Raw genomic sequence first — 19,827 nt, forward strand, 5'->3', positions numbered from 1 at the left:
TATTTATGTACTAATATGTACATAATAACTATACAACAAAAGATTTAAGGAAGGTGCTAATATAATGATAGATAACAAATATACTACGTACTCAAATCCGCTTACAGATAGATACTGTAGTAAAGATATGAGTTATATATTTTCTCCACAATTTAAATTTTCTACATGGAGAAGATTATGGGTTGCTCTTGCTGAAGGTGAGCATGAGTTAGGAATCAATATAACTGAAGAACAATTAGATGAGTTAAGAGCTAATATAGATAATATAAATTTTGATGAAGCTAGAAAAATAGAAAAAGAAGTAAGACATGATGTAATGTCTCATGTAAAAGCGTATGGTTTACAATGTGAAAAAGCTAAAGGAATCATTCATTTAGGAGCAACATCTGCTTATGTTGGAGATAATACAGATGTTGTACAAATGAATGAAGCTCTAAAACTTTTAAGAGTAAAGCTTGTAAATTTGATAAACAACTTAAAAGAATTTGCACTTAAGTATAAGGATATGCCAGCTCTTGGTTTTACGCACTTTCAAGCAGCACAACTTACAACAGTAGGGAAAAGAGCTTGTTTGTGGGCTCAAGATTTAATTCTTGATTTAGAAGACTTAAATTATAGAATAGACAATATGAAATTAAGAGGAGTTAAAGGGACTACTGGGACTCAAGCAAGTTTTTTAAGTTTATTTGAAGGAGACCATGAAAAAGTAAAAGAGTTAGATAAGAAAATCTGTAACAAAATGGGATATAGTTCTTCTTATGCAGTAAGTGGACAAACATACACTAGAAAGCTGGACTATCAAGTAATAAGTGTATTATCAGGAATAGCTCAAAGTATGCATAAAATGACTAATGACATAAGACTTTTACAAAGTCTAAAAGAATTAGAAGAGCCGTTTGAAAAAAATCAAATAGGTTCATCAGCAATGGCTTATAAAAGAAATCCAATGAGAAGTGAAAGAATAGCTTCTTTATCTAAATATATAATATCTGAATCTATAAGCCCTGCAATGGTACAGGCTACTCAATGGTTAGAGAGAACATTAGATGACTCAGCCAATAAAAGATTAGCTATACCTCAAGCTTTTATGGCAGCAGATGCTATACTTGAAATAGGTATAAATGTAACTGATGGGTTAGTAGTATATGAAAATATGATAAATAAACGTGTAAATGAAGAACTTCCTTTTATGGCTACAGAAACAATACTTATGGAAGCTGTAAAAAGAGGTGGAGATAGACAGGAATTACATGAGATAATAAGAGAATATTCTATGAAAGCTGCTTATAGAGTTAAACATGAAGGTAAAGATAATAATTTAATTGAGCTTATAATGAATGATGATTCATTTAAAATGAGTAAGGAAGAAATATTATCTATAATGGACCCAAAAAACTTTATAGGTAGAGCCCCAGAACAAGTTGTAGAATTTGTAAATGAAGTTGTAGAACCAGCTATAAAAGATTATAAAGAAGATTTAGGAAAAGTAGATGTGGATTTAAGAGTGTAAGTTTTATAGATAAAATATAATTAAAAATGGCTATCTTATTTATAAATAAGATAGCCATTTTAATGGGCTAGCGTCTGCTCTTCACCGCTGTGAAGAGTTCTTCCTTATTTACTATATCATGAATTTAATAAAATAGCTATATAAATAATATTTAATCAGAGAAATATTATTAAAAATAAGAAAAACAATAAGATTACTAATTAAATTTAATCATTATTTAAAAACTATTGTACTTGCAATATTTTTAATGTAAACTGAAATAAGTTAGTTAGATAATTTAATAAATTTTAAAACAACTGAGGTGATTGTATGAAATACGTAGTAAAAGATACTATAAGTTTTTTGGTAAAAACATTTCCGAAGATTTATTCTAGCTTATATTTAGAAGACCTAAAAAAATTCGCACCAGACTATAATGTAAATAAAACACAATTAAGAGCATTAGTATTTATAAGAAATTATGGAGTAATAAGCATGACTGATTTATGCTCTAAATTAAATATAGAAAAAGGCAGTCTAACTAGTATGGTAGATGATTTAACAGAAAAGAAATATGTAACAAGAAAAAGAGATTTAGTTGATAGAAGAAAGTATTTAATTGATATTACAGAAGAAGGAGATAAGATAGCTTCTGATTTTATGGATAAATTGAGTGATGGATTAGAAGAGAAGCTTTCTAGACTAACTGAAGAAGATAGAAAGAACTATCTAGGAGCAATAAATACTCTTCAATATATATTAAATAAAGACGAATTTAGATAGAAAACTATGAAAAATCCCCTTTTCAAATATTGGTTGAAAAGGGGACTTTTTATCTGATAAAATTTACATAAAGTAAACTTTTAAAATTTATTTGTGTAAAGCTACATATTGCTCTAAACCTTCTTTTAATAATGTAGCAGCTCTATGAAGGTCAGTTTCATTTAGGATGTAAGCTAATCTTATTTCGTCACGTCCTAAACCTGGAGTAGCATAGAATCCTTCAGCAGGGCAAACCATAACAGTTTCATTATTTTTACTGAACTCTTTTAACATCCAGATTGTGAAATCTTCTGCATTTTCAACTGGTAATTTAGCAACTATATAGAATGCACCAGTTGGTTTTTTACATATAACACCTTCAACTTTCATTAATTCATTGTATAATACGTCTCTTCTTTTTTTGTATTCTTCATTAACTTCTTTGAAGTAAGAAGCTGGAGTTTTGTATAATTCAACAGCTCCTATTTGTTCTAATGTAGGAACACAAAGTCTTCCTTGACACAATTTAAGTATTTGAGCTATAAGACCTTTATTTTTACAAGCGATAGAACCAATTCTAGCACCACAAGCACTGTATCTCTTAGAAACACTGTCTATTATTATAACTCTGTCTTGTACACCTTCTAAGTTACCACAGCTAGTATACTCAAGTCCATCATAAACAAATTCTCTATAAACTTCGTCTGCTATTATCCATAGATTTTTTTCTTTAGCTATTTCAGCTAGGATATTAAGTTCTTCTTTTGTATAAATTGCACCAGTTGGATTTCCTGGGTTAGAAAGAATTATAGCTTTAGTTCTATCATCTACCTTAGAAGCTATTTCTTCTTTTGATGGAAGGTGGAAACCGTTTTCTGCTTTTGTTGTAACAGCATTAACTTCCACGTTTACACATTGACCAAATCCATTGTAGTTAGTATAGAATGGTTCTGGAACTAATAAATTATCTCCTGGGTCACAAACAGCCATCATAGTGAAAAGTAAAGCTTCACTACCACCATTAGTCACTAATAATTCATCTTTTTCAAAATCCATGTTGTAAGTTTTGTAGTAATTTTGAAGTGCTTCTAATAATTCTGGAATACCTTCAGAAGTAGCATATTCTAAAACTTCGCTATCAAAGTTTTTAACAGCATCAAAAAACCCTTGAGGAGTTTTTATGTCTGGTTGACCTATATTTAAGTGATATACTTTGATTCCTTTATCTTTTGCTGCTTGTGCAAATGGAACAAGTTTTCTGATTGGAGAGGCTTGCATTGCACTAACTCTGTTTGAATAATTCATTTTAATACCCCCTATTTAATTTAAATACGTATATTGTATTATGTAAATTGTATATTGGAATACAAGACATCTTTACAAGATAATAATAACATACTTATAGGTAAAAATCATCAAAAAAAATTAATATAGCTTTAAAATAAACTTTTAACAAATTACAGTGAAACACTCGTATTTATACTAATAAATTATATGTACATAAACTTATTTATAGTATGATAATATATGGATATATTAGTTATAATTTTTTTGTATTAGAAAATTAAAATACCTAATACTAAATATGTAAAATTATAAAAAATATTATAAATTTATTTAACAGATACAATAAATATCATATAATTATATTAAAGGCTATTAACTAAGAGGTGTTAATTATGAGAGAATTAAGAATAGATCCAATTACTAATGATGTTGTTATATTTGCTACTGATAGGCTGAAAAGACCATTAGATACAATTGATGTACCAAATGATGAAGAAGAAACGAATGAATACGATGAAGGATGCCCATTTTGTAAGGGAAATGAAGCTTATGCAACAGATACACTATTTGAAATAAAAGGTGATGAAGGTTGGCTTGTAAAATCTATATATAATAAATTTCCTATAATTGATGATTTGGCAAGAGATATATATGGTATTCATGAGGTAATGATAGAAAGCAATAAACATAACAGCAGTTTTTACAATATGAATCAAAAAGAATTTGAAGATGTTTTTTTTATGTATAGAAATAGATTTAAAGATTTGTCGAAAGATGACAAAGTAGAATATGTGAGTATTTTTAAAAATTTCTTGAGAAAGGCTGGAGCATCTTTGATGCATCCACATGCTCAAATACTATCTATGTCTTTTATTCCACCTGAAATTACAAATGAATTGTTGGTTTCAAAAGAGTATTATGATAGTAATAAAAGCTCTTTGTATAATGACTTGGTAGAAAATGAAATAAGTTTAAATAAAAGAGTGGTTTATAATGGAGACGCTTTTTTAGTGATTATACCATATGCAACTAAGTACAGTGGAGAAGTAAGAGTAATATTTAAAGACAACATAAAGTTTGATGAATTAACAGATAATAATGTAAAAGAGATTTCTATGATATTCGAAAAGTTATTTAAAAAATTATATAATATAAATGGGTATATGCCATTTAACTTATGTATCCATACTCATCCAACAAAAATTGAAACAAAATCATACTTTAATGTCCATATGCACATAATACCAAGAAAGTATAACCTTGGAGGATTTGAACTTGGAACAAATATGTATGTTTCTTCAATGAATCCTGAAGAATTAACAAAAAAATTAAAATTTGATTAAAGTATGTATCTTTTAGGTATTAAAGAAATAATGATTTTAAAATAAATTTATAGTATATTAATGTTAAAATAAAAACAAATAGAAAAATAAATAAAAAAACTAATAGAAAATTACTATTTAGATGAGGAGTGGAATATGAAATTTATATCGTGGAATGTCAATGGGATAAGAGCGTGTGTTGGGAAAGGATTTTTAGACTTTTTTAGAGATATTGATGCAGATATATTTTGCTTACAAGAGACTAAATTACAGGAAGGGCAAATAGAGTTAGATTTGCCAGGTTATTTTCAGTACTGGAATTATGCAGAGCGAAAAGGCTATTCAGGTACTGCTATATTTACAAAAAAAGAGCCTTTAAAAGTAATGTATGGAATAAATATAGAAGAACATGATAAGGAAGGTAGAGTTATAACTTTAGAATTTGAAGATTTTTATTTTATTACTGTATATACGCCAAATTCTCAATCTGAATTAAAGAGATTAGAATATAGAACTAGATGGGAAGATGACTTTATAGATTATTTAGTTAAATTAGATAATCATAAGCCTGTAATAGTGTGTGGAGATATGAATGTTGCACATAAAGAAATAGACTTAAAAAATCCTAAAAACAATACAAAGAACGCAGGTTTTACAAAAGAAGAAAGAGAAAAATTCTCTAAATTATTAGATAGTGGATTTATAGACACATATAGATACTTTAATCCTGATAAAGAAGGAGTGTATAGTTGGTGGTCATATAGATTTAATGCAAGAAAAAATAACGCTGGATGGAGAATCGATTATTTTTGTGCATCTAAAAAATTAGAAGATAGATTGACAAGTGCAAATATACATACTGAGGTATTGGGGTCAGACCATTGTCCAGTAGAATTAGAGATAAGATAGAAGTTTAATCAGGATAAAAATTGGGCTGTAGATGTAAATTTAAAGTTAATTATTCTTTTAATCTACATGCCTTTTTTTAACCTAAATAAATTTCACTTATTTTTTCTTTGCTTAGAGTTTTCTAATTCAAATTGATTTGTTTTTCCCATGTTGTAAGCTAAATTAATAATTTTTTTCTCATCTTTAGTCAAATCACGATTTAGAATTTTCTTAAACTCATCAAATAATTTATCATAGTCAACTCTTTTTTTATTAGAATACTTTATAGATTTAGATTTAATATTTGTATACACATATATATCAGGTACTATGCTTGGATTATATATCTTAATAAAAACCTTCGCTGTATAATATGCATCATTTAAAGCGTTGTGATAAGACATTTTTTCATCAAGTTCCAATATAGAAATAGCATTTTTCAAGCCAATACTTTTTCCTGCTGGATTATTAAAATATTTAGATGCATGTTGTTGAATATTAATATAAGACTTAGGTAAAATATCTGATGCTAGCTTATGATAATTGATATTTCTGTATAACTCCTTTAAATCTCCAACCCCCCAAACACATAGTATAGGGTCGTGTGATGCTATGAATTTTATGAAATTGTTGTAAACCTCAGGAAAAGTAGGTGAATCGTTAAAATCAGAGTCTTTAATATTGGTCATACGACTAATAAAAGGGTGCATTGCCTTGTATAGTGTAGGTTTAATATAGCTATTAAATGTATCTACTATATTAAATTTAGAATCCAGTTTAATTGCTCCTATTTGTATAATTTCAAAAGGACATTTTTCATTGGATACAGTTTTATTGAGTTTTTTGTCAAATCCTTGGTTGAATTCCAAATCGAAAATTATGTATTCCATAAAGTTTATCTCCTAAATTTTTGTATTATTACTAGTATAGATTATATTATAAGCTAAATTAAATTTTTAAACAAAAATACTTTTATTTTAGTATACCCCATATTTATAAAAATGTTAAACTATTGTATGTATAATATTTTTCCAAGAAAAAATATTGCGAACTTTTTGTACTTGATATATAATAATATAAATAAAAACACGAATAAAACACGAATATTTTGCGAGGAAAATTCATAAATATAAGGAAAAATGAATTTTATCTTGTATATTTAATAAAATAAAATTTACACAAAAATCATAGGAGAGTGAAAAGATGGAGAGTTTATTATATGTAATAGAGAAAGATAAGCATACCAATGAAGAAATAAGAGAAATCCTAGAGAGCAATAAAAACATAAGGTTCGTTTCTTTAATGGGAGTTGACTTAGGAGGAAATGCAACAGATGAAAAAATTCCTGTAGAATTATTTTTAGAGGATATAGATAAATTCTTAGAATCAGCTATACAAACTGATGGTTCAAGTGTTGAACTTTACAATATAGCAACATTGAATAATGCAAAAGTAGACTTAATGCCAGATAAAAGTTGTCATTGGTATGTAGATTACAATATGGAATACATAGATGAAGAAGTAGGGTTGCCTGTAGGAACATTAAAGATACCTGCATTTCTAATACACGATAATAAAAAAGTATGTTCTAGGGGAATTCTTCAAAAAGCAGATAAATATTTTAAGAAATCTATGTTTGAAATATTTAGAGAATATCCACATGTAATAAACAATATAGGAATAAACTCAGTAGATGATATAGAAGAAATAATGTTAACAGCAGCTACAGAACTCGAATTTTGGGTTAATACTCCTGAAGATAAAGCTGACTTAGAAAAATTATATGTATCACAAAGCTTAAAAGAACAATACTGGAAAAGAACTCATGGTATTATAAGAACTTGTCTGGAACAAAGTTTAATAATACTTCAAAAGCTAGGTGTAAGCCCTGAAATGGCTCATAAAGAGGTTGGGGGAATTCAAAGTTCTATAAGTATAGATGGAAAAACAAACCATGCTATGGAGCAATTAGAGGTTTCTTGGAAGTTTTCTACACCACTACAAGCGGCAGATAATGAATTATTAGTAAGAGATGTTATAGAAGATGTATTTACATCGCATGGATTAGAAGTTACATTTAAAGCAAAGCCAATTCATGGAGTTGCAGGAAGTGGTGGTCATACACATGTAGGAGTAAGTGCAAAATTAAAAGATGGAAGTATCAAAAACTTATTTGCTCCAAAAGATTTAAAAGAAGACTATCTAAGTGAATTAGGGTATGGAGCTCTTATGGGACTTCTTTATAATTATGAAGTATTAAATCCGATTGTAACAGCTTCTAATGATGGATTTAATAGACTGGTTCCTGGATTTGAAGCACCTGTATGTATAGTTACATCTTTAGGTCATAGTTATGAAATGCCATCTAGAAATAGGTCGGTACTTGTTGGGTTAATAAGAGATATAAAGAATCCAAAAACTGTAAGATTTGAATTAAGATCACCAAGTCCTCTATCTAATACTTACCTAGTAATAGCAGGATGTTATCAAACAATGTTAGATGGTATAAAAGCAGCAGCTAAGAGTGGACTTAGTACTAAAGAACTAGAAAAAGAATTATCTAAAAATGTGGGAGAAGAAAGTTTCTATTTAGAAAAAGACAGAGCATATAGAGATGAAAATGATGTATTTGAACATTATAATTTAGAAGAAAGAAATGCAAGATTTGGAACACCTCCAGCAACAGTTTATGAAAATATGAAAAACCTAGAAATATATGCTTCTAAATTAAAATCTTTAAAACAAGGTGATGTATTTACTGATAGTATAATAGAATCATTTAAAGTTGGGGCAATAGATAAGTGGCAAAAAAAATTAAAAACTAGAATAATAGAAGCTGGAATTCAAAAGATAAGAAGTATTGTAAAAGTACACACAAAAGAAAATATGGATGCACTTGATGAAGTAGTTTGGAATTCAATATCAGACTTAAAGTTTAATATTATGAAAGATACTTTAACTAGGGAATCACTATTTACTAGAGTAAGAGAGGCTGTAGAAAATAAAGATTATCAAACTGCTTCGGATTTACAAATAGAACTAAAGAGAAGCATGGAAGAAATACAACAATTATATATGCAATACAAGAAAAATATATATTAAGATAAAGTAGTAATAATTTGATTTTGATGTTATAAAGGCAATTAAGTATGGTTAAATCATTTTGAGTTAAATCTCAAATGTAAAAACCATACTCAATTGCCTTTAATTTTGGATTTTAAGTTTTACAATAAAATTAATATAAAATTAATTATATTGATTATCTATTAATTCTGATATATAATCAGCAATTTCATCTGGATGAATGACTGTTTTAAACTCTTCTAGATTCTTTTTCATAAAATTTATTATAGAATCAAACTCATTTGATACTAACTTATAAAATATGTTTTTTAGGTCTAAGTCATCACTATAAATCATTCCAAGTCCTTTATCTATTATAAATTTAGCATTTTCAATTTCTTGACCAACTTTTGGCATTTTAACAAGTACTGGAGTTTGAGACTGGATTGCTTCAAATATAGTTGCTCCTCCAGGTTTAGTCAACATTAAGTCACATTCTTTTATCAGATTGTACATATCATTTACAAATCCAAGTACTTTTATATTTTTTAGAGGTTTTTTATGAGTTAAATTATCATATAGTTTTTTATTTTTACCTGTAACTATTGTAATCTCTATGGAATTAATATGTTCTTCAATGAAGTCATCTATCCAATGCATAAAATCCTCATCTATATCAAATAGACCTCTTCCTCCACCCAAAAGCAATAGCCTATATTTTCCATAACAAGGTTCTTTACTTTCAATCTGGAATCTCTTATCTACAGGAACACCAGTAACTTTTATGGAATCTGGACTTATTCCTTTTTGAAAAAATCTATTTTTTATCTCTGGAGATGGAACAAAATATAAATCTGTATTTTCAAAAACCCATTCCATACTGTCTACAACATCTGTGATAACTGTCAATGTTGGTATATTTATATCAGGGTTTTTTATCTTGAAATTATTTACACAAGCAGCAGCTAGTGGAAATGTAGAGATAATCAAATCTGGATTTATATCAGAAATATACTCAGAAAGTTTAGGTGTATATAATTTATGAGAGAAATCATGTCTTGAGTCAAACGATTTCTTAAAATAATAATAATAATTATATAATCCAGGAGTATATTTTGTATTGTTTTCATAAAGCTTCACCATAGGCTTATTCATCATAGGTATACTTGCATTTATAAAGTTTTGTATAACAACATTGTAATTACTATATTTTTCCATGATACATTCTTTAACTGCTTTTGCAGCACTTATATGACCAGCACCAAATTGAGCTGTTAAGATTAATATAGTTTTATCTTCTTTTGTTTTAGACAATTTATCACCACTTTCATAAAATATATCTGATTAGAGTATTATACATTTACATAAGAATTTAATCAATAATAATATTAAAAAATAACTATTGTGTAAAACATAGTACTGTGTTATTATAAAAACATAAGAAGTTTTAACATAGTACCTTGTAAAACACAATACTGTGTATTTAAAGAAAGGATGGAGTATATGAACACACAATTTAGAAAGGGTGTCTTAGAAATTTGTGTACTTGCTCTAATATCTAAAAAAGATATGTATGGATATGAAATAGTACATAATATTTCCAAAGTAATAGATGTAAATGAAGGAACGATATATCCTATTCTAAGAAGACTGACAAAAGATTTGTATTTTGAAACGTATATACTAGAATCTAATGAGGGTCCTGCTAGAAAATACTATAGAATAACTTCACTAGGAAAAGAAAACTTATCCAATCTGATGGAAGAGTGGAGAGAATTTGTAAAAGCTGTTGAGATTTTAATAAGTGAAGATGAGGGAGGTAATGAACTTGAATAAAACTGAGTTTCTGGAAATTTTAAAGGATTATCTAAAAAAGGATTTTTCTGAGAGCGAAGTTAATGATATATTGAGAGATTATGAAGAATATTTTGTAGATGGGATTATAGAGGGAAAGAGTGATATGGAAATAATAGCATCACTTGGTTCACCAAAATCTATAGCAAGAGAACTTATTCTACAGACAAAAGAAAAAAACATTGAAGATGAAAAAATAATAAACACAGATATTTTAAATGATAAGTTTAGTAAATTCAAGTTAGATATGAAAAAGGGTTATTCTATTTTAAAAGATGAAGCTAAAGAAAAGTACAATAAATCGAAAGAAAGAGTAAATGATAAGCTTACTCCAAGTATAGAAGAAGGTGTCGGAGGAGTATCTAGAGAAGCTATAAAGATTTTATTAGTATTTTTATCCTTATTATTGATTATTCCAGCATTTGCATTTGTATGTGCTATTATTTCAGTTGCTATTGGGTTAGTATGTACATTGATTGCTTTTGTCATATCAATTCCATTTGTGATTAAATTTATTTCAATGGTTCCAGATGTTACAATGTTTTGTATATTTGCGACTATAGCATTTATAGGTTTAGAGATACTGGCATGGCAAATTTTACTGTTTGTTATAAAGTTAGGTAAACAATTGTTAGGCAGTTATATAAATTGGATAAAGAGAAAAAACATTTATATAAATGCAAATAAAAAGATGGAAAAAAGAAATAAGGATACTTTAAGTGAGAAAGATTTAAATAAAGATAGTAATGAAGATTTATATGATGATTATTGTAATATAGAAAAAGAAGAGAATATAAAGGAATCTGATAATTACAACGATGATAGTATAAATTTTGAGGCAATGTATAAAGATTTTGAAGAAATAGATGATAAGAAAGGAGAAGATAAACATGAATAAGAAACTTGCCATATTTGCTGCGGTTTTATTGGTAATAGGTATAATTGGAACAACATGGTCAGGGATTTTAGTTATGCCAAGCTTAATAAACTTTGGACTCGAAAAAGAAGCTGAATTCAAAAAGGAAAATAAACTTTATCAAGAAAAAGTAAATATTGACAAGTTAGATGTATCTGTTGGCAATATAAATGTTACGATAAAGAGACATTCAAGTGAAGATGTACGTGTGACAACAAGAGGAAACAATGAATTTTACAAATATAATGTAACTTTAAAGGATAAGACATTAGTTGTAAAAGGTGAAAGAAAATATGAAAATCGTGTTAAAAAAATTAAAAATTTTGACCAATTATTCAATACATCTATAAATAATATGTTTTCAGGAGATTATAGGGAAATAGTAATCTATGTACCAAATAATGTAGATATAAATGTATCAAGTGTAGATTCATCTTTATTAGTATATGATAATGTAGCTTCAAGCAATATAACATATAAGACTTCTTATGGAAGATTTGAGAGAGTTATAACTGAAAATAATATAAATAAACTAGATACATTAAACTTAATATCTAGCAATAATCTTGAATTATCTACAAAATCAGTTTTAGGTGTTAAAAACGTAAATATAGAAACAGAATCATTAGATATATCTTCAGAATATGAAGACATATTTGTCAATAATGTAGAACAATATATACCTGAAAATATAAATATAAAAGAAAAAATAGGTAGAAATTCACATTACGATAACAACTTTAGCATATATTGTGATTTTCCAATTGCTAAAAATTTAGATATAGAGGTTCCAAATTCTAAAGTAAGTCTTAGTCTACCAGTAAATAAGTATAAGTTTAATTGCGATATAAAATCTAAAGAAAGAATAGAAGAAATTAATGATGAGTCAGAAGAATACAATGATAGTTCAATTGAATATGAACACAGTGAAGAAAATCATAACGCATATAAAAATATAAGAGAAATAAAAGGGCTTTTAAATGAAAACTTGTCGAATTTAGAACAAGAGTATACTATAAAAATAAATTCAAATAAATTAGAAATGTAAATAATTCATTACTATAATTAATAAATTGACCTAAAAGTATAAAAATATAGTCTATACTATGGTATAATAAGTATCGAAATAGAATTGGGAGAGGGATACTTATGAATAAAATAGCAGTAAGTTTTTTAATAATTGCTACTACTTTATTGAGTACAGCATGTATGGATTATAAAGTTGACAAAGTAGAATTGGTTGATTCTAGAGATTCTGCAGTTGTAAAGAAAGGTGAAGATATCAAAGAAGAAACTGATACAATTAATCCTAGAAGAACAGCTAAAATACCTATAGAGATAGTTTCAAAGGATGAAAAGATAGTAAAATACTTACAAATAGATGAAGAAAGTACATTAAAAGAAAAACTACAGTTAATCTTAGATACTTTATCACATGAGTATTTTAATGGTTTAGATATGGAAGTAGAAGTTCAGGAAAAAGATAGTCTAGTTAAGATAAACTTAGTTGAACCTGATGAAAAGGGGAGAGTTTCTTGGAAAGATGATTATTTAAATGAACAAAATATAATATATACTATAAATAATATTATCAAAAATGTCATTCAAGAAGATGATAATAGTATTTGGATTGAAGAAGTAGAGATATACTACAATGGAGAATTAATAGAGTTAAAATAAGAAATGATGTGTTTTATTTAAAAGCACATCATTTTTTTATAATTTTTTAATTCTTATAAAATCCTTATATTTATGATTTAGAATGATTCTTGTAAATAAGTTTGACAAAAGAAAGGATGAAAATTATGAGTAATTATATTTTGGAAGTAAAAGGAGTTTCTAAAAAGTTTAAGGAGCAGGTTGCAGTTGATAATATTTCAATTGCAATTAAACATAATTCTATTTATGGATTATTAGGACCGAATGGAGCTGGGAAATCCACTTTATTAAAAATGATAACAGGAATCTTAAACCCCACTTCTGGGAAGATATTATTTGAAGGTCATAGATGGACTAGAAAAGATTTAGCAAACATTGGGTCTCTTATTGAATCACCTGCGATATATGAGAATTTAACAGCAAGAGAAAATTTAAAAGTTCATACTACATTACTTGGTCTTCATGACTCTCGCATTGAAGAAGTTTTAGGGATTGTTGATTTAAGAGATACTTTTAAAAAGCGTTCAGGTCAGTTTTCTCTGGGTATGAAGCAACGTCTTGGTATTGCTATTGCATTATTAAATCACCCAAAACTTTTAATCTTAGATGAGCCTACAAATGGACTTGACCCTATTGGAATTGAGGAACTTAGAGAACTGATTCGTTCTTTTCCAAAACAAGGAATTACAGTTATTTTATCAAGTCATATTTTATCTGAGGTTGAGCAAGTTGTAGATGAAATTGGAATAATTTCTAATGGAGTAATAGGGTATCAAGGAGAAGTATCAAGGGAACAAAATTTAGAAGAACTTTTTATGAAAGTCGTAGCTGAAAATAGAAAGAGAGGTAAGTAACATGGAAAGATTTGTTAGAGCAGAATTCCTAAAGATGAAAGGAACTTTTGGAATGAGATTGTCTTGGATAGCCCCAATATTTTCTATACTTATCTGCTTTGGACTAGGTGGAGGACAAAATGGTGCTTACAATTGGTGGTATACTATGTTTCTTCCAGGAGCAATAACTTTGATTTGTTCTTTAGTAGTACAAAAAGATGAAAAAAAGAAGTATCGAGGTGTATTGTCATTGCCAGTTGACAAAAAAAATATCTGGACTGGAAAAATACTTTATTGTACCATTATACTTTGTATATCTTCAATTATTTTCATGATAGGGATAGTTTTTATTGGAGTAGTTTATAAGAAAACTATTTTAATAAATCAAAATATTATTGGAACTATAGTACTTATCTTACTATTTATGTGGCAAATTCCACTTTGTATGTTTTTAGCCTCAAAATTTGGTTTGTTTATTACAGTTTTAATAAATATGTTTTTCACTGTATTTGGAGTAGCAGTTTTTTCAACTACAAGTTCATGGTGTTTATTTCCATATTCAATTCCATCAAGATTAATGGCTGCAATATTGCATATCTTACCAAATGGACTTCCTGTACCAGAAGGAAATGAACTTTTAAGCACTAATGTCATTTTACCAGGGATATTAATATCTATTGCCTTATTTATATTATTTACTTTAGCTACAAGTGCTTGGTTTAAAAATAGAGAGGTGAAATAATATGGCACAACTAATAAGACTATTTAATTCTGACTTGATAAAACTAAAAAGAACTTACATAGTACTAATACACTTTTGTATTGCATTAGTAGGAATAGGCTTATTTTTAGGATATTACAATATTTCAGGTTATGATAGTATATCAAAGATAGTAGCATATTTACAAGTTATAGCTATAGCTTTCCCTTTATTATCAAGTATTATGTGTTCAATGTGCGTTGAACAAGAATATTACTCAGGAAATTATAAGCATATACTAACATCATCTAATCCAAAATACCTTACAATTATAAGTAAATATGTAATTTTAATATGCCTTGGTTTTGGAGCAACATTAGTTTCTGTGTTAGGTTTTGAATTTGGTATAGATACTATTTTTAATAATAATCATTTTACACTAAGTTTTTATATGATTTCAATTTTAATTTTAGCAGGAAGTAATCTATTTGAATATATATTACATTTATTCTTAAGTTTGAGATTTGGAAAAGGAACATCAATTGGAGTAGGTATAGTGGAGACTTTACTTTCAGCATTATTACTAACTGGACTAGGAGATGGTATATGGCAGTATATTCCTTGTGCATGGGGTGTTAGATTTGTAAGTGTTTGGGCATCTTTTTCAAGTTCTAAAGAAATTGAATCAATTCAAGAGTTTCAGTCAATAGGTTTAATTTGTGGCTTTGCAACTATTTTTACATTTGCAATTTTATGTATATGGTTCTCTAAATGGGAGGGTAAGAAATCTGAAGAATAAAATAATTAATTGTTTATTTAGATTATTTGTATTATTATATTATAGTATAATTTGATAACAGAAAAGAGATAAAAATAATCAGATATACAGTTGCTTAGGTGTTAATTAAACTGTTTGGAGGATATGATACGAATGTTTCGGAAAAAAAAGTCTAATAATAAAAAAGTTGTAAAGTTAAGAACTATTTTTGTAAGATATTTGTCTGTATTCTTTGTTACAACAATTACTTTGGGAGTTCTTTTAGTATTTTTGTTTTCTGTGTTATTATCATTAGGAGTAGTGTTGCCATCCAATTATACAGAAAAGCAAATCTACAAATATAAAGATGAAATTATTTCAAGTGAAAAAGTAACTAAAGATATAATACCAGATTTTTGTGACTATGGAATCTACACTTTAGATGGTAAATTGACTTCGGGAACTTTTAATAATAAAGAAGCAAAAAAAACCTGGAATTTAATGAAAGGTATTGAAGTAAAAAGTGGACATTCGTCAGACAATTATATAAAACTTTTTAGACAAAATGAAGTATGTATAATAAGATATGATATAGTATCAGAATTCAATTCTCCAGCTTTAAGAAAATATTTGCCAAAGCCAGAAGTATTAGGGATAATTATTTTTGTTGTAGCATTTTTTATTGAAATGGTTATACTATCAAAATCTTTTGGTAAAAAAATTAATGCAAAAATGGACCTTTTGAAAAATGCTACAGAAAAAATACAACAGCAAGATTTAGATTTTACAATAGAATCTAGTGATATTTATGAAATTGATAATGTTCTCTTTTCTATAGAAAAAATGAAGCTAGCATTAAAAGATTCTCTAGAAAAGCAGTGGAGACTGGAAGAAACTCGAAAAGAACAGATATCTGCATTAGCACATGATATAAAGACCCCATTAACCATTATACATGGAAATGCGGATTTATTGATTGAAATAAATGACAATCCTGAGCTATCAGAATATATGGAATATATAGCAAATGGTGTTACTCAGATAGAAAAATATATTAACACTCTAATATACATATCTAAAGCAGATAAAGGTTATACAATTAATAAAGAAAGTATTAATATTGATAAATTTATAGAGGATGTTTTGGTGCAAATAGAAGCACTCTCCAGTACAAAAAGTTTAGATGTGGAATTTTATAAGCAAGATGATTTACCTAAGAATATAACAATAGATAGAGAATTATTATTTAGAGCTATTATGAATATAATTTCAAATGCTATTGATTATTCAACAAATCAAAGTAAGTTATATTTTGATGTATTAGTAAATCAAAGATATTTAAAATTTGTAATTACAGATTGTGGAAGAGGTTTTTCTAAGGAAGATTTATCAAAAGCTACAGAACAGTTTTATACAGGCGATTCGAGTAGGAACTCTAAATCTCATTATGGTATGGGTCTATACATTGCAAATACTATTATACAAAAACATAATGGTAATTTAAATGTTGAAAATTCTATAAAAACTAGTGGAGCAATGATAACAATTGAAATACCAATAATTTAATAATTATATCCATTTTATAAATACCTAAATTTTATATACTTGGTAGGTATTTGTAAAATGGATAATTTTTGTGGTTAATTTTATATATTAATTAAATCTGATAAAAAGTTTTCGAACATCACTCCATCATTTCTATCAGTGTTAAATTGAGACGTATAATTTATCGTTTTATATATAAAATCTGTTGCAGTATTAACAGCTATTCCTAAGTCATGGTTATTCACTAGCATACCACAAAGTATAGATGTAAATATGTCTCCAGTTCCACTATAAGAACAGTTATTGTATTTAACAGAAGTAAAGAATATATGGTCAGTATCTCTATCATAAGCTAAATTTAATATATTATCATCTTCTAATATACCTGTGATTACAACTTTACTAGGTCCTAAAGAAGATACAGACTTTGCAATATTTATAAGTTCATCTCTATTATAATCCTTTTTTGTATAGTCATTTCCAGTTAAGAAACAAGCTTCTGTTAAATTAGGAGTAGTTAAATCTGAATGTCTAACTAATTCTTTAATTTCATGTCTCATTTCTTCTGTAAAGATTGGATACATAATTCCATTATCACCCATTACAGGGTCAACTACGATAAAAGCATTTGGATAATCATTTATAAAGTTTGCCACTATTTCAATTTGATGTTTTGAACCTAAAAAACCACTATATATACTATCAAAGTTGACTTTTAAATTTTTCCAAACAGTTGAATATTTTACCATCTCATCAGTGCAATCTAAAAATGTAAACTCAGGATAACCAGTTTGACTTGAAAGTATAGCTGTTGGAAATGGACAACATTGAACCTTTAATGCTGAAAGTATAGGTATAGCAACTGATAATGAACATTTTCCTATTCCAGATAAGTCATTAATTGCTGCGACTTTTTTTTGCATAAAAAACCCTCCATTAGTATGTATTAATCATAATGATATCAAAATATTTATATACATATATATTACTATAAAAAAAAGAAAAAAGTAGATTATAAAATAAAAATTTGTAAAAAAAACAGTGTATCAATACAATTAATTTTTAATATTGGACATAATAAGATAGAGAATTATTAAATATGAAAATTATTGTATATAATAATAGCTTTTTTGTGAATTTATTCGTAAGGTGTACTATTTGGGAGGTGTAGCTTTGAAAATACTGAAAAATAAAAATAAGTACATCAAAGGTATAATGGCATTTGTATTTTTATCTTTAGCTACTACAGCAGGTGTATTTTTAATTAATGATTTAAGTATGAAAAATATGAAAGAAAAAGTTATAGAATCTGCTACTGTTGAAGGTGATGATGTAAAAGACCAGTATAAGTTATTGCTTGAAAATTTATTTGACTACAGAAATAAGGCAATATTAGAGAAAAATGAAAATATTTTAAAAGGTCTTTATGAAACAGAAAAAAAGTTTGGTCTTTGGGCTTATGAAAATGAAGTAAAAAAGATGAAGTATTTAGAAAATTGGTCTAGTAAACAAGGTGTAAAGTTTAAAGACATAAAGACAAGAGTCAAAGTTAAAAAAATAAAAGAAAAAGAAAAAGACTTATATGGCATAATATGTTCTGTATCAACTGAGTATAAGTACTCATATGAAAATCAAAAGGACAAAGAAAATGTATTTAGAATAGGTACATATCACTATCTAAATGTAAAAATCATAGATAATCAATATGTAATAACTAAAGAGTGGTATACAGACCCTTTTGCAGATTCTTTAAATTTAGAAAATATAAAATCTGATGATATAAGAAGCTATATTGGTCAACAAAATGCTGTAGAGTTACAGCTTACAGAAGAGCAAAAGAAGGCTATAGATTATGCACATAAATACTGTGGAGCAGCAGCAGATGAAGAACATGGTATGAAGTTTAATCCAAATTATAGAGATTATAATCCAGAAGGTGGAGATTGTGCCAACTTTGCATCACAGATAATGTTTGAAAGTGGAAAGTTTAAGAAAAATTCAATCTGGAATTATAGTGAAAGAGCAGGAACAAAAGCATGGGTAAATGCGCAAGCTTTTAAAAATTATGCTCTCTATAGTGGAAGAGGTTCATTAATAGCTAAAGGTTCTTACGAAGATGTTTACAAAGAAGCTTATAATCTACGTCCTGGAGATTTTGTAGGATATGAAAAAAAAGGTAGAATAACACATGTTTCGACTGTAACGGGATTGGATTCAAGAGGATATCCTTTGGTAACCTGTCATAATACTGATAGAATGCTTGTGCCATGGGATTTAGGTTGGAGTGATAAATCTATAAGATTCCATATAATAAAAATAAACTATTAAAAATTTATAAAGAAAAATAAAGTATAAAAGATAACAATGATTTAATATTATAAATTAAAAAAAATGATTGTTAATGTATAAAAATAATAATAATTGACAAACATAGCTATATATGATAAAGTAGTAATAAGGTTACAGAAAAGAGTAGCTAAATAATTGTGTTTTTTTAGGAGGATTTATTAATGAAAACTGGTGTAGTTAAATGGTTTAACAATGAAAAAGGATTTGGATTTATATCTGTAGAAGGTGAAGGAGATGTTTTCGTACATTTCTCAGCTATAACAGGAGATGGATACAAATCATTAGAAGAAGGACAAAGTGTTGAATTCGAAGTAGTGGATGGAGCTAAAGGTCCTCAAGCTGCTAACGTAGTTAGATTATAATTAAAAATTCATATATATTAGTATTCTAGTAATATGACAGA

19 protein-coding genes are annotated in these 19,827 nt (G+C 27.4%); 15 read left to right on the forward strand and 4 right to left on the reverse strand.

Translation table 11 applies throughout. The annotated features are described in order from the left end of the window. Nucleotides 1-64 precede the first annotated feature (64 nt). Complete coding sequence (gene purB / locus IC213_RS10030; RefSeq protein WP_227482258.1) at nucleotides 65-1,510, forward strand: adenylosuccinate lyase; 1,446 nt, start codon at nucleotides 65-67, stop codon at nucleotides 1,508-1,510. A 309-nt stretch (nucleotides 1,511-1,819) separates the two neighbouring features. Beyond that, complete coding sequence (locus tag IC213_RS10035; RefSeq protein ID WP_227434246.1) at nucleotides 1,820-2,272, forward strand: MarR family winged helix-turn-helix transcriptional regulator; 453 nt, start codon at nucleotides 1,820-1,822, stop codon at nucleotides 2,270-2,272. Nucleotides 2,273-2,359: 87 nt separating this feature from the next. Here the strand turns inward: IC213_RS10035 and IC213_RS10040 are convergent, their stop codons facing one another. Beyond that, on the reverse strand, nucleotides 2,360-3,556 hold the full coding sequence (locus tag IC213_RS10040) for a pyridoxal phosphate-dependent aminotransferase (protein WP_227434247.1): 1,197 nt from the start codon (nucleotides 3,554-3,556) through the stop codon (nucleotides 2,360-2,362). A 374-nt stretch (nucleotides 3,557-3,930) separates the two neighbouring features. Here IC213_RS10040 and galT point away from each other — a divergent pair, with 374 nt between their 5' ends. Both galT and IC213_RS10050 read left to right on the forward strand, forming a co-directional pair. After that, a complete protein-coding gene (gene galT, locus IC213_RS10045) occupies nucleotides 3,931-4,881 on the forward strand; it encodes a galactose-1-phosphate uridylyltransferase (RefSeq protein WP_227434248.1) in 951 nt (316 codons plus the stop codon). A 135-nt stretch (nucleotides 4,882-5,016) separates the two neighbouring features. Continuing rightward, entirely contained in the window at nucleotides 5,017-5,769 is a 753-nt protein-coding gene (locus IC213_RS10050) for an exodeoxyribonuclease III (protein ID WP_227482259.1), read from the forward strand. 92 nt (nucleotides 5,770-5,861) lie between these two features. Here the strand turns inward: IC213_RS10050 and IC213_RS10055 are convergent, their stop codons facing one another. After that, nucleotides 5,862-6,638 carry a 3'-5' exonuclease gene (locus IC213_RS10055; protein ID WP_227434250.1) on the reverse strand — a complete coding sequence of 259 codons (777 nt, stop codon included), beginning with the start codon at nucleotides 6,636-6,638 and terminating at the stop codon, nucleotides 5,862-5,864. Nucleotides 6,639-6,951: 313 nt separating this feature from the next. Here IC213_RS10055 and IC213_RS10060 point away from each other — a divergent pair, with 313 nt between their 5' ends. Further along, nucleotides 6,952-8,850, forward strand: a complete 1,899-nt coding sequence (locus tag IC213_RS10060) for a glutamine synthetase (protein ID WP_227434251.1) — start codon at nucleotides 6,952-6,954, stop codon at nucleotides 8,848-8,850. 144 nt (nucleotides 8,851-8,994) lie between these two features. On the opposite strand, the gene IC213_RS10065 is transcribed toward IC213_RS10060, so the two are convergent. After that, nucleotides 8,995-10,125, reverse strand: coding sequence for an MGDG synthase family glycosyltransferase (locus IC213_RS10065; protein ID WP_227434252.1), 1,131 nt, complete (start codon nucleotides 10,123-10,125; stop codon nucleotides 8,995-8,997). A gap of 189 nt (nucleotides 10,126-10,314) precedes the next feature. Here IC213_RS10065 and IC213_RS10070 point away from each other — a divergent pair, with 189 nt between their 5' ends. From IC213_RS10070 to IC213_RS10105, 8 genes are all read left to right on the forward strand, one after another. Further along, a complete protein-coding gene (locus tag IC213_RS10070) occupies nucleotides 10,315-10,647 on the forward strand; it encodes a PadR family transcriptional regulator (protein ID WP_009889116.1) in 333 nt (110 codons plus the stop codon). Further along, nucleotides 10,634-11,563: a DUF1700 domain-containing protein gene (locus IC213_RS10075; RefSeq protein WP_227482261.1), complete on the forward strand. Its 930-nt coding sequence runs from the start codon at nucleotides 10,634-10,636 to the stop codon at nucleotides 11,561-11,563. Before IC213_RS10070 ends, IC213_RS10075 begins: the two co-directional genes overlap by 14 nt. After that, nucleotides 11,556-12,629: a DUF4097 family beta strand repeat-containing protein gene (locus IC213_RS10080; RefSeq protein WP_227434254.1), complete on the forward strand. Its 1,074-nt coding sequence runs from the start codon at nucleotides 11,556-11,558 to the stop codon at nucleotides 12,627-12,629. Before IC213_RS10075 ends, IC213_RS10080 begins: the two co-directional genes overlap by 8 nt. A gap of 101 nt (nucleotides 12,630-12,730) precedes the next feature. Further along, nucleotides 12,731-13,261 (forward strand): hypothetical protein, encoded by a 531-nt coding sequence (locus IC213_RS10085; RefSeq protein WP_227434255.1) that lies wholly within the window; start codon nucleotides 12,731-12,733, stop codon nucleotides 13,259-13,261. A gap of 125 nt (nucleotides 13,262-13,386) precedes the next feature. After that, on the forward strand, nucleotides 13,387-14,094 hold the full coding sequence (locus IC213_RS10090; protein WP_227434256.1) for a lantibiotic protection ABC transporter ATP-binding protein: 708 nt from the start codon (nucleotides 13,387-13,389) through the stop codon (nucleotides 14,092-14,094). 1 nt (nucleotide 14,095) lies between these two features. Then, nucleotides 14,096-14,815: a lantibiotic immunity ABC transporter MutE/EpiE family permease subunit gene (locus IC213_RS10095; RefSeq protein WP_227434257.1), complete on the forward strand. Its 720-nt coding sequence runs from the start codon at nucleotides 14,096-14,098 to the stop codon at nucleotides 14,813-14,815. 1 nt (nucleotide 14,816) lies between these two features. Then, nucleotides 14,817-15,572 (forward strand): lantibiotic immunity ABC transporter MutG family permease subunit, encoded by a 756-nt coding sequence (locus IC213_RS10100; protein ID WP_227863047.1) that lies wholly within the window; start codon nucleotides 14,817-14,819, stop codon nucleotides 15,570-15,572. Between the two features lie 132 nt (nucleotides 15,573-15,704). Then, entirely contained in the window at nucleotides 15,705-17,096 is a 1,392-nt protein-coding gene (locus tag IC213_RS10105; protein WP_227863048.1) for a sensor histidine kinase, read from the forward strand. 80 nt (nucleotides 17,097-17,176) lie between these two features. Here the strand turns inward: IC213_RS10105 and IC213_RS10110 are convergent, their stop codons facing one another. Further along, a complete protein-coding gene (locus tag IC213_RS10110; RefSeq protein ID WP_227851629.1) occupies nucleotides 17,177-17,998 on the reverse strand; it encodes a pyridoxamine kinase in 822 nt (273 codons plus the stop codon). A gap of 250 nt (nucleotides 17,999-18,248) precedes the next feature. Between IC213_RS10110 and IC213_RS10115 the strand changes: the two genes are divergently transcribed. Next, nucleotides 18,249-19,403, forward strand: a complete 1,155-nt coding sequence (locus IC213_RS10115; RefSeq protein ID WP_227434261.1) for an amidase domain-containing protein — start codon at nucleotides 18,249-18,251, stop codon at nucleotides 19,401-19,403. 182 nt (nucleotides 19,404-19,585) lie between these two features. Next, on the forward strand, nucleotides 19,586-19,786 hold the full coding sequence (locus IC213_RS10120) for a cold-shock protein (RefSeq protein WP_227434262.1): 201 nt from the start codon (nucleotides 19,586-19,588) through the stop codon (nucleotides 19,784-19,786). The last annotated feature ends 41 nt before the right edge of the window (nucleotides 19,787-19,827 follow it).

This window comes from Clostridioides sp. ES-S-0049-02 (assembly GCF_020658465.1).
GTDB lineage: Bacteria > Bacillota > Clostridia > Peptostreptococcales > Peptostreptococcaceae > Clostridioides.

What these genes read in the sequence shown, in the direction of transcription:
- IC213_RS10060 (WP_227434251.1), top strand. Translation starts at nt 6,952, where the DNA reads ATGGAGAGTTTATTATATGTAATAGAGAAAGATAAGCATACCAATGAA.
- IC213_RS10080 (WP_227434254.1), top strand. Translation starts at nt 11,556, where the DNA reads ATGAATAAGAAACTTGCCATATTTGCTGCGGTTTTATTGGTAATAGGT.
- IC213_RS10120 (WP_227434262.1), top strand. Translation starts at nt 19,586, where the DNA reads ATGAAAACTGGTGTAGTTAAATGGTTTAACAATGAAAAAGGATTTGGA.
- IC213_RS10090 (WP_227434256.1), top strand. Translation starts at nt 13,387, where the DNA reads ATGAGTAATTATATTTTGGAAGTAAAAGGAGTTTCTAAAAAGTTTAAG.
- IC213_RS10075 (WP_227482261.1), top strand. Translation starts at nt 10,634, where the DNA reads ATGAACTTGAATAAAACTGAGTTTCTGGAAATTTTAAAGGATTATCTA.
- purB (WP_227482258.1), top strand. Translation starts at nt 65, where the DNA reads ATGATAGATAACAAATATACTACGTACTCAAATCCGCTTACAGATAGA.
- IC213_RS10110 (WP_227851629.1), bottom strand. Translation starts at nt 17,998, where the DNA reads ATGCAAAAAAAAGTCGCAGCAATTAATGACTTATCTGGAATAGGAAAA.
- IC213_RS10050 (WP_227482259.1), top strand. Translation starts at nt 5,017, where the DNA reads ATGAAATTTATATCGTGGAATGTCAATGGGATAAGAGCGTGTGTTGGG.
- IC213_RS10055 (WP_227434250.1), bottom strand. Translation starts at nt 6,638, where the DNA reads ATGGAATACATAATTTTCGATTTGGAATTCAACCAAGGATTTGACAAA.
- IC213_RS10105 (WP_227863048.1), top strand. Translation starts at nt 15,705, where the DNA reads ATGTTTCGGAAAAAAAAGTCTAATAATAAAAAAGTTGTAAAGTTAAGA.
- IC213_RS10070 (WP_009889116.1), top strand. Translation starts at nt 10,315, where the DNA reads ATGAACACACAATTTAGAAAGGGTGTCTTAGAAATTTGTGTACTTGCT.
- IC213_RS10040 (WP_227434247.1), bottom strand. Translation starts at nt 3,556, where the DNA reads ATGAATTATTCAAACAGAGTTAGTGCAATGCAAGCCTCTCCAATCAGA.
- galT (WP_227434248.1), top strand. Translation starts at nt 3,931, where the DNA reads ATGAGAGAATTAAGAATAGATCCAATTACTAATGATGTTGTTATATTT.
- IC213_RS10095 (WP_227434257.1), top strand. Translation starts at nt 14,096, where the DNA reads ATGGAAAGATTTGTTAGAGCAGAATTCCTAAAGATGAAAGGAACTTTT.
- IC213_RS10085 (WP_227434255.1), top strand. Translation starts at nt 12,731, where the DNA reads ATGAATAAAATAGCAGTAAGTTTTTTAATAATTGCTACTACTTTATTG.
- IC213_RS10100 (WP_227863047.1), top strand. Translation starts at nt 14,817, where the DNA reads ATGGCACAACTAATAAGACTATTTAATTCTGACTTGATAAAACTAAAA.
- IC213_RS10035 (WP_227434246.1), top strand. Translation starts at nt 1,820, where the DNA reads ATGAAATACGTAGTAAAAGATACTATAAGTTTTTTGGTAAAAACATTT.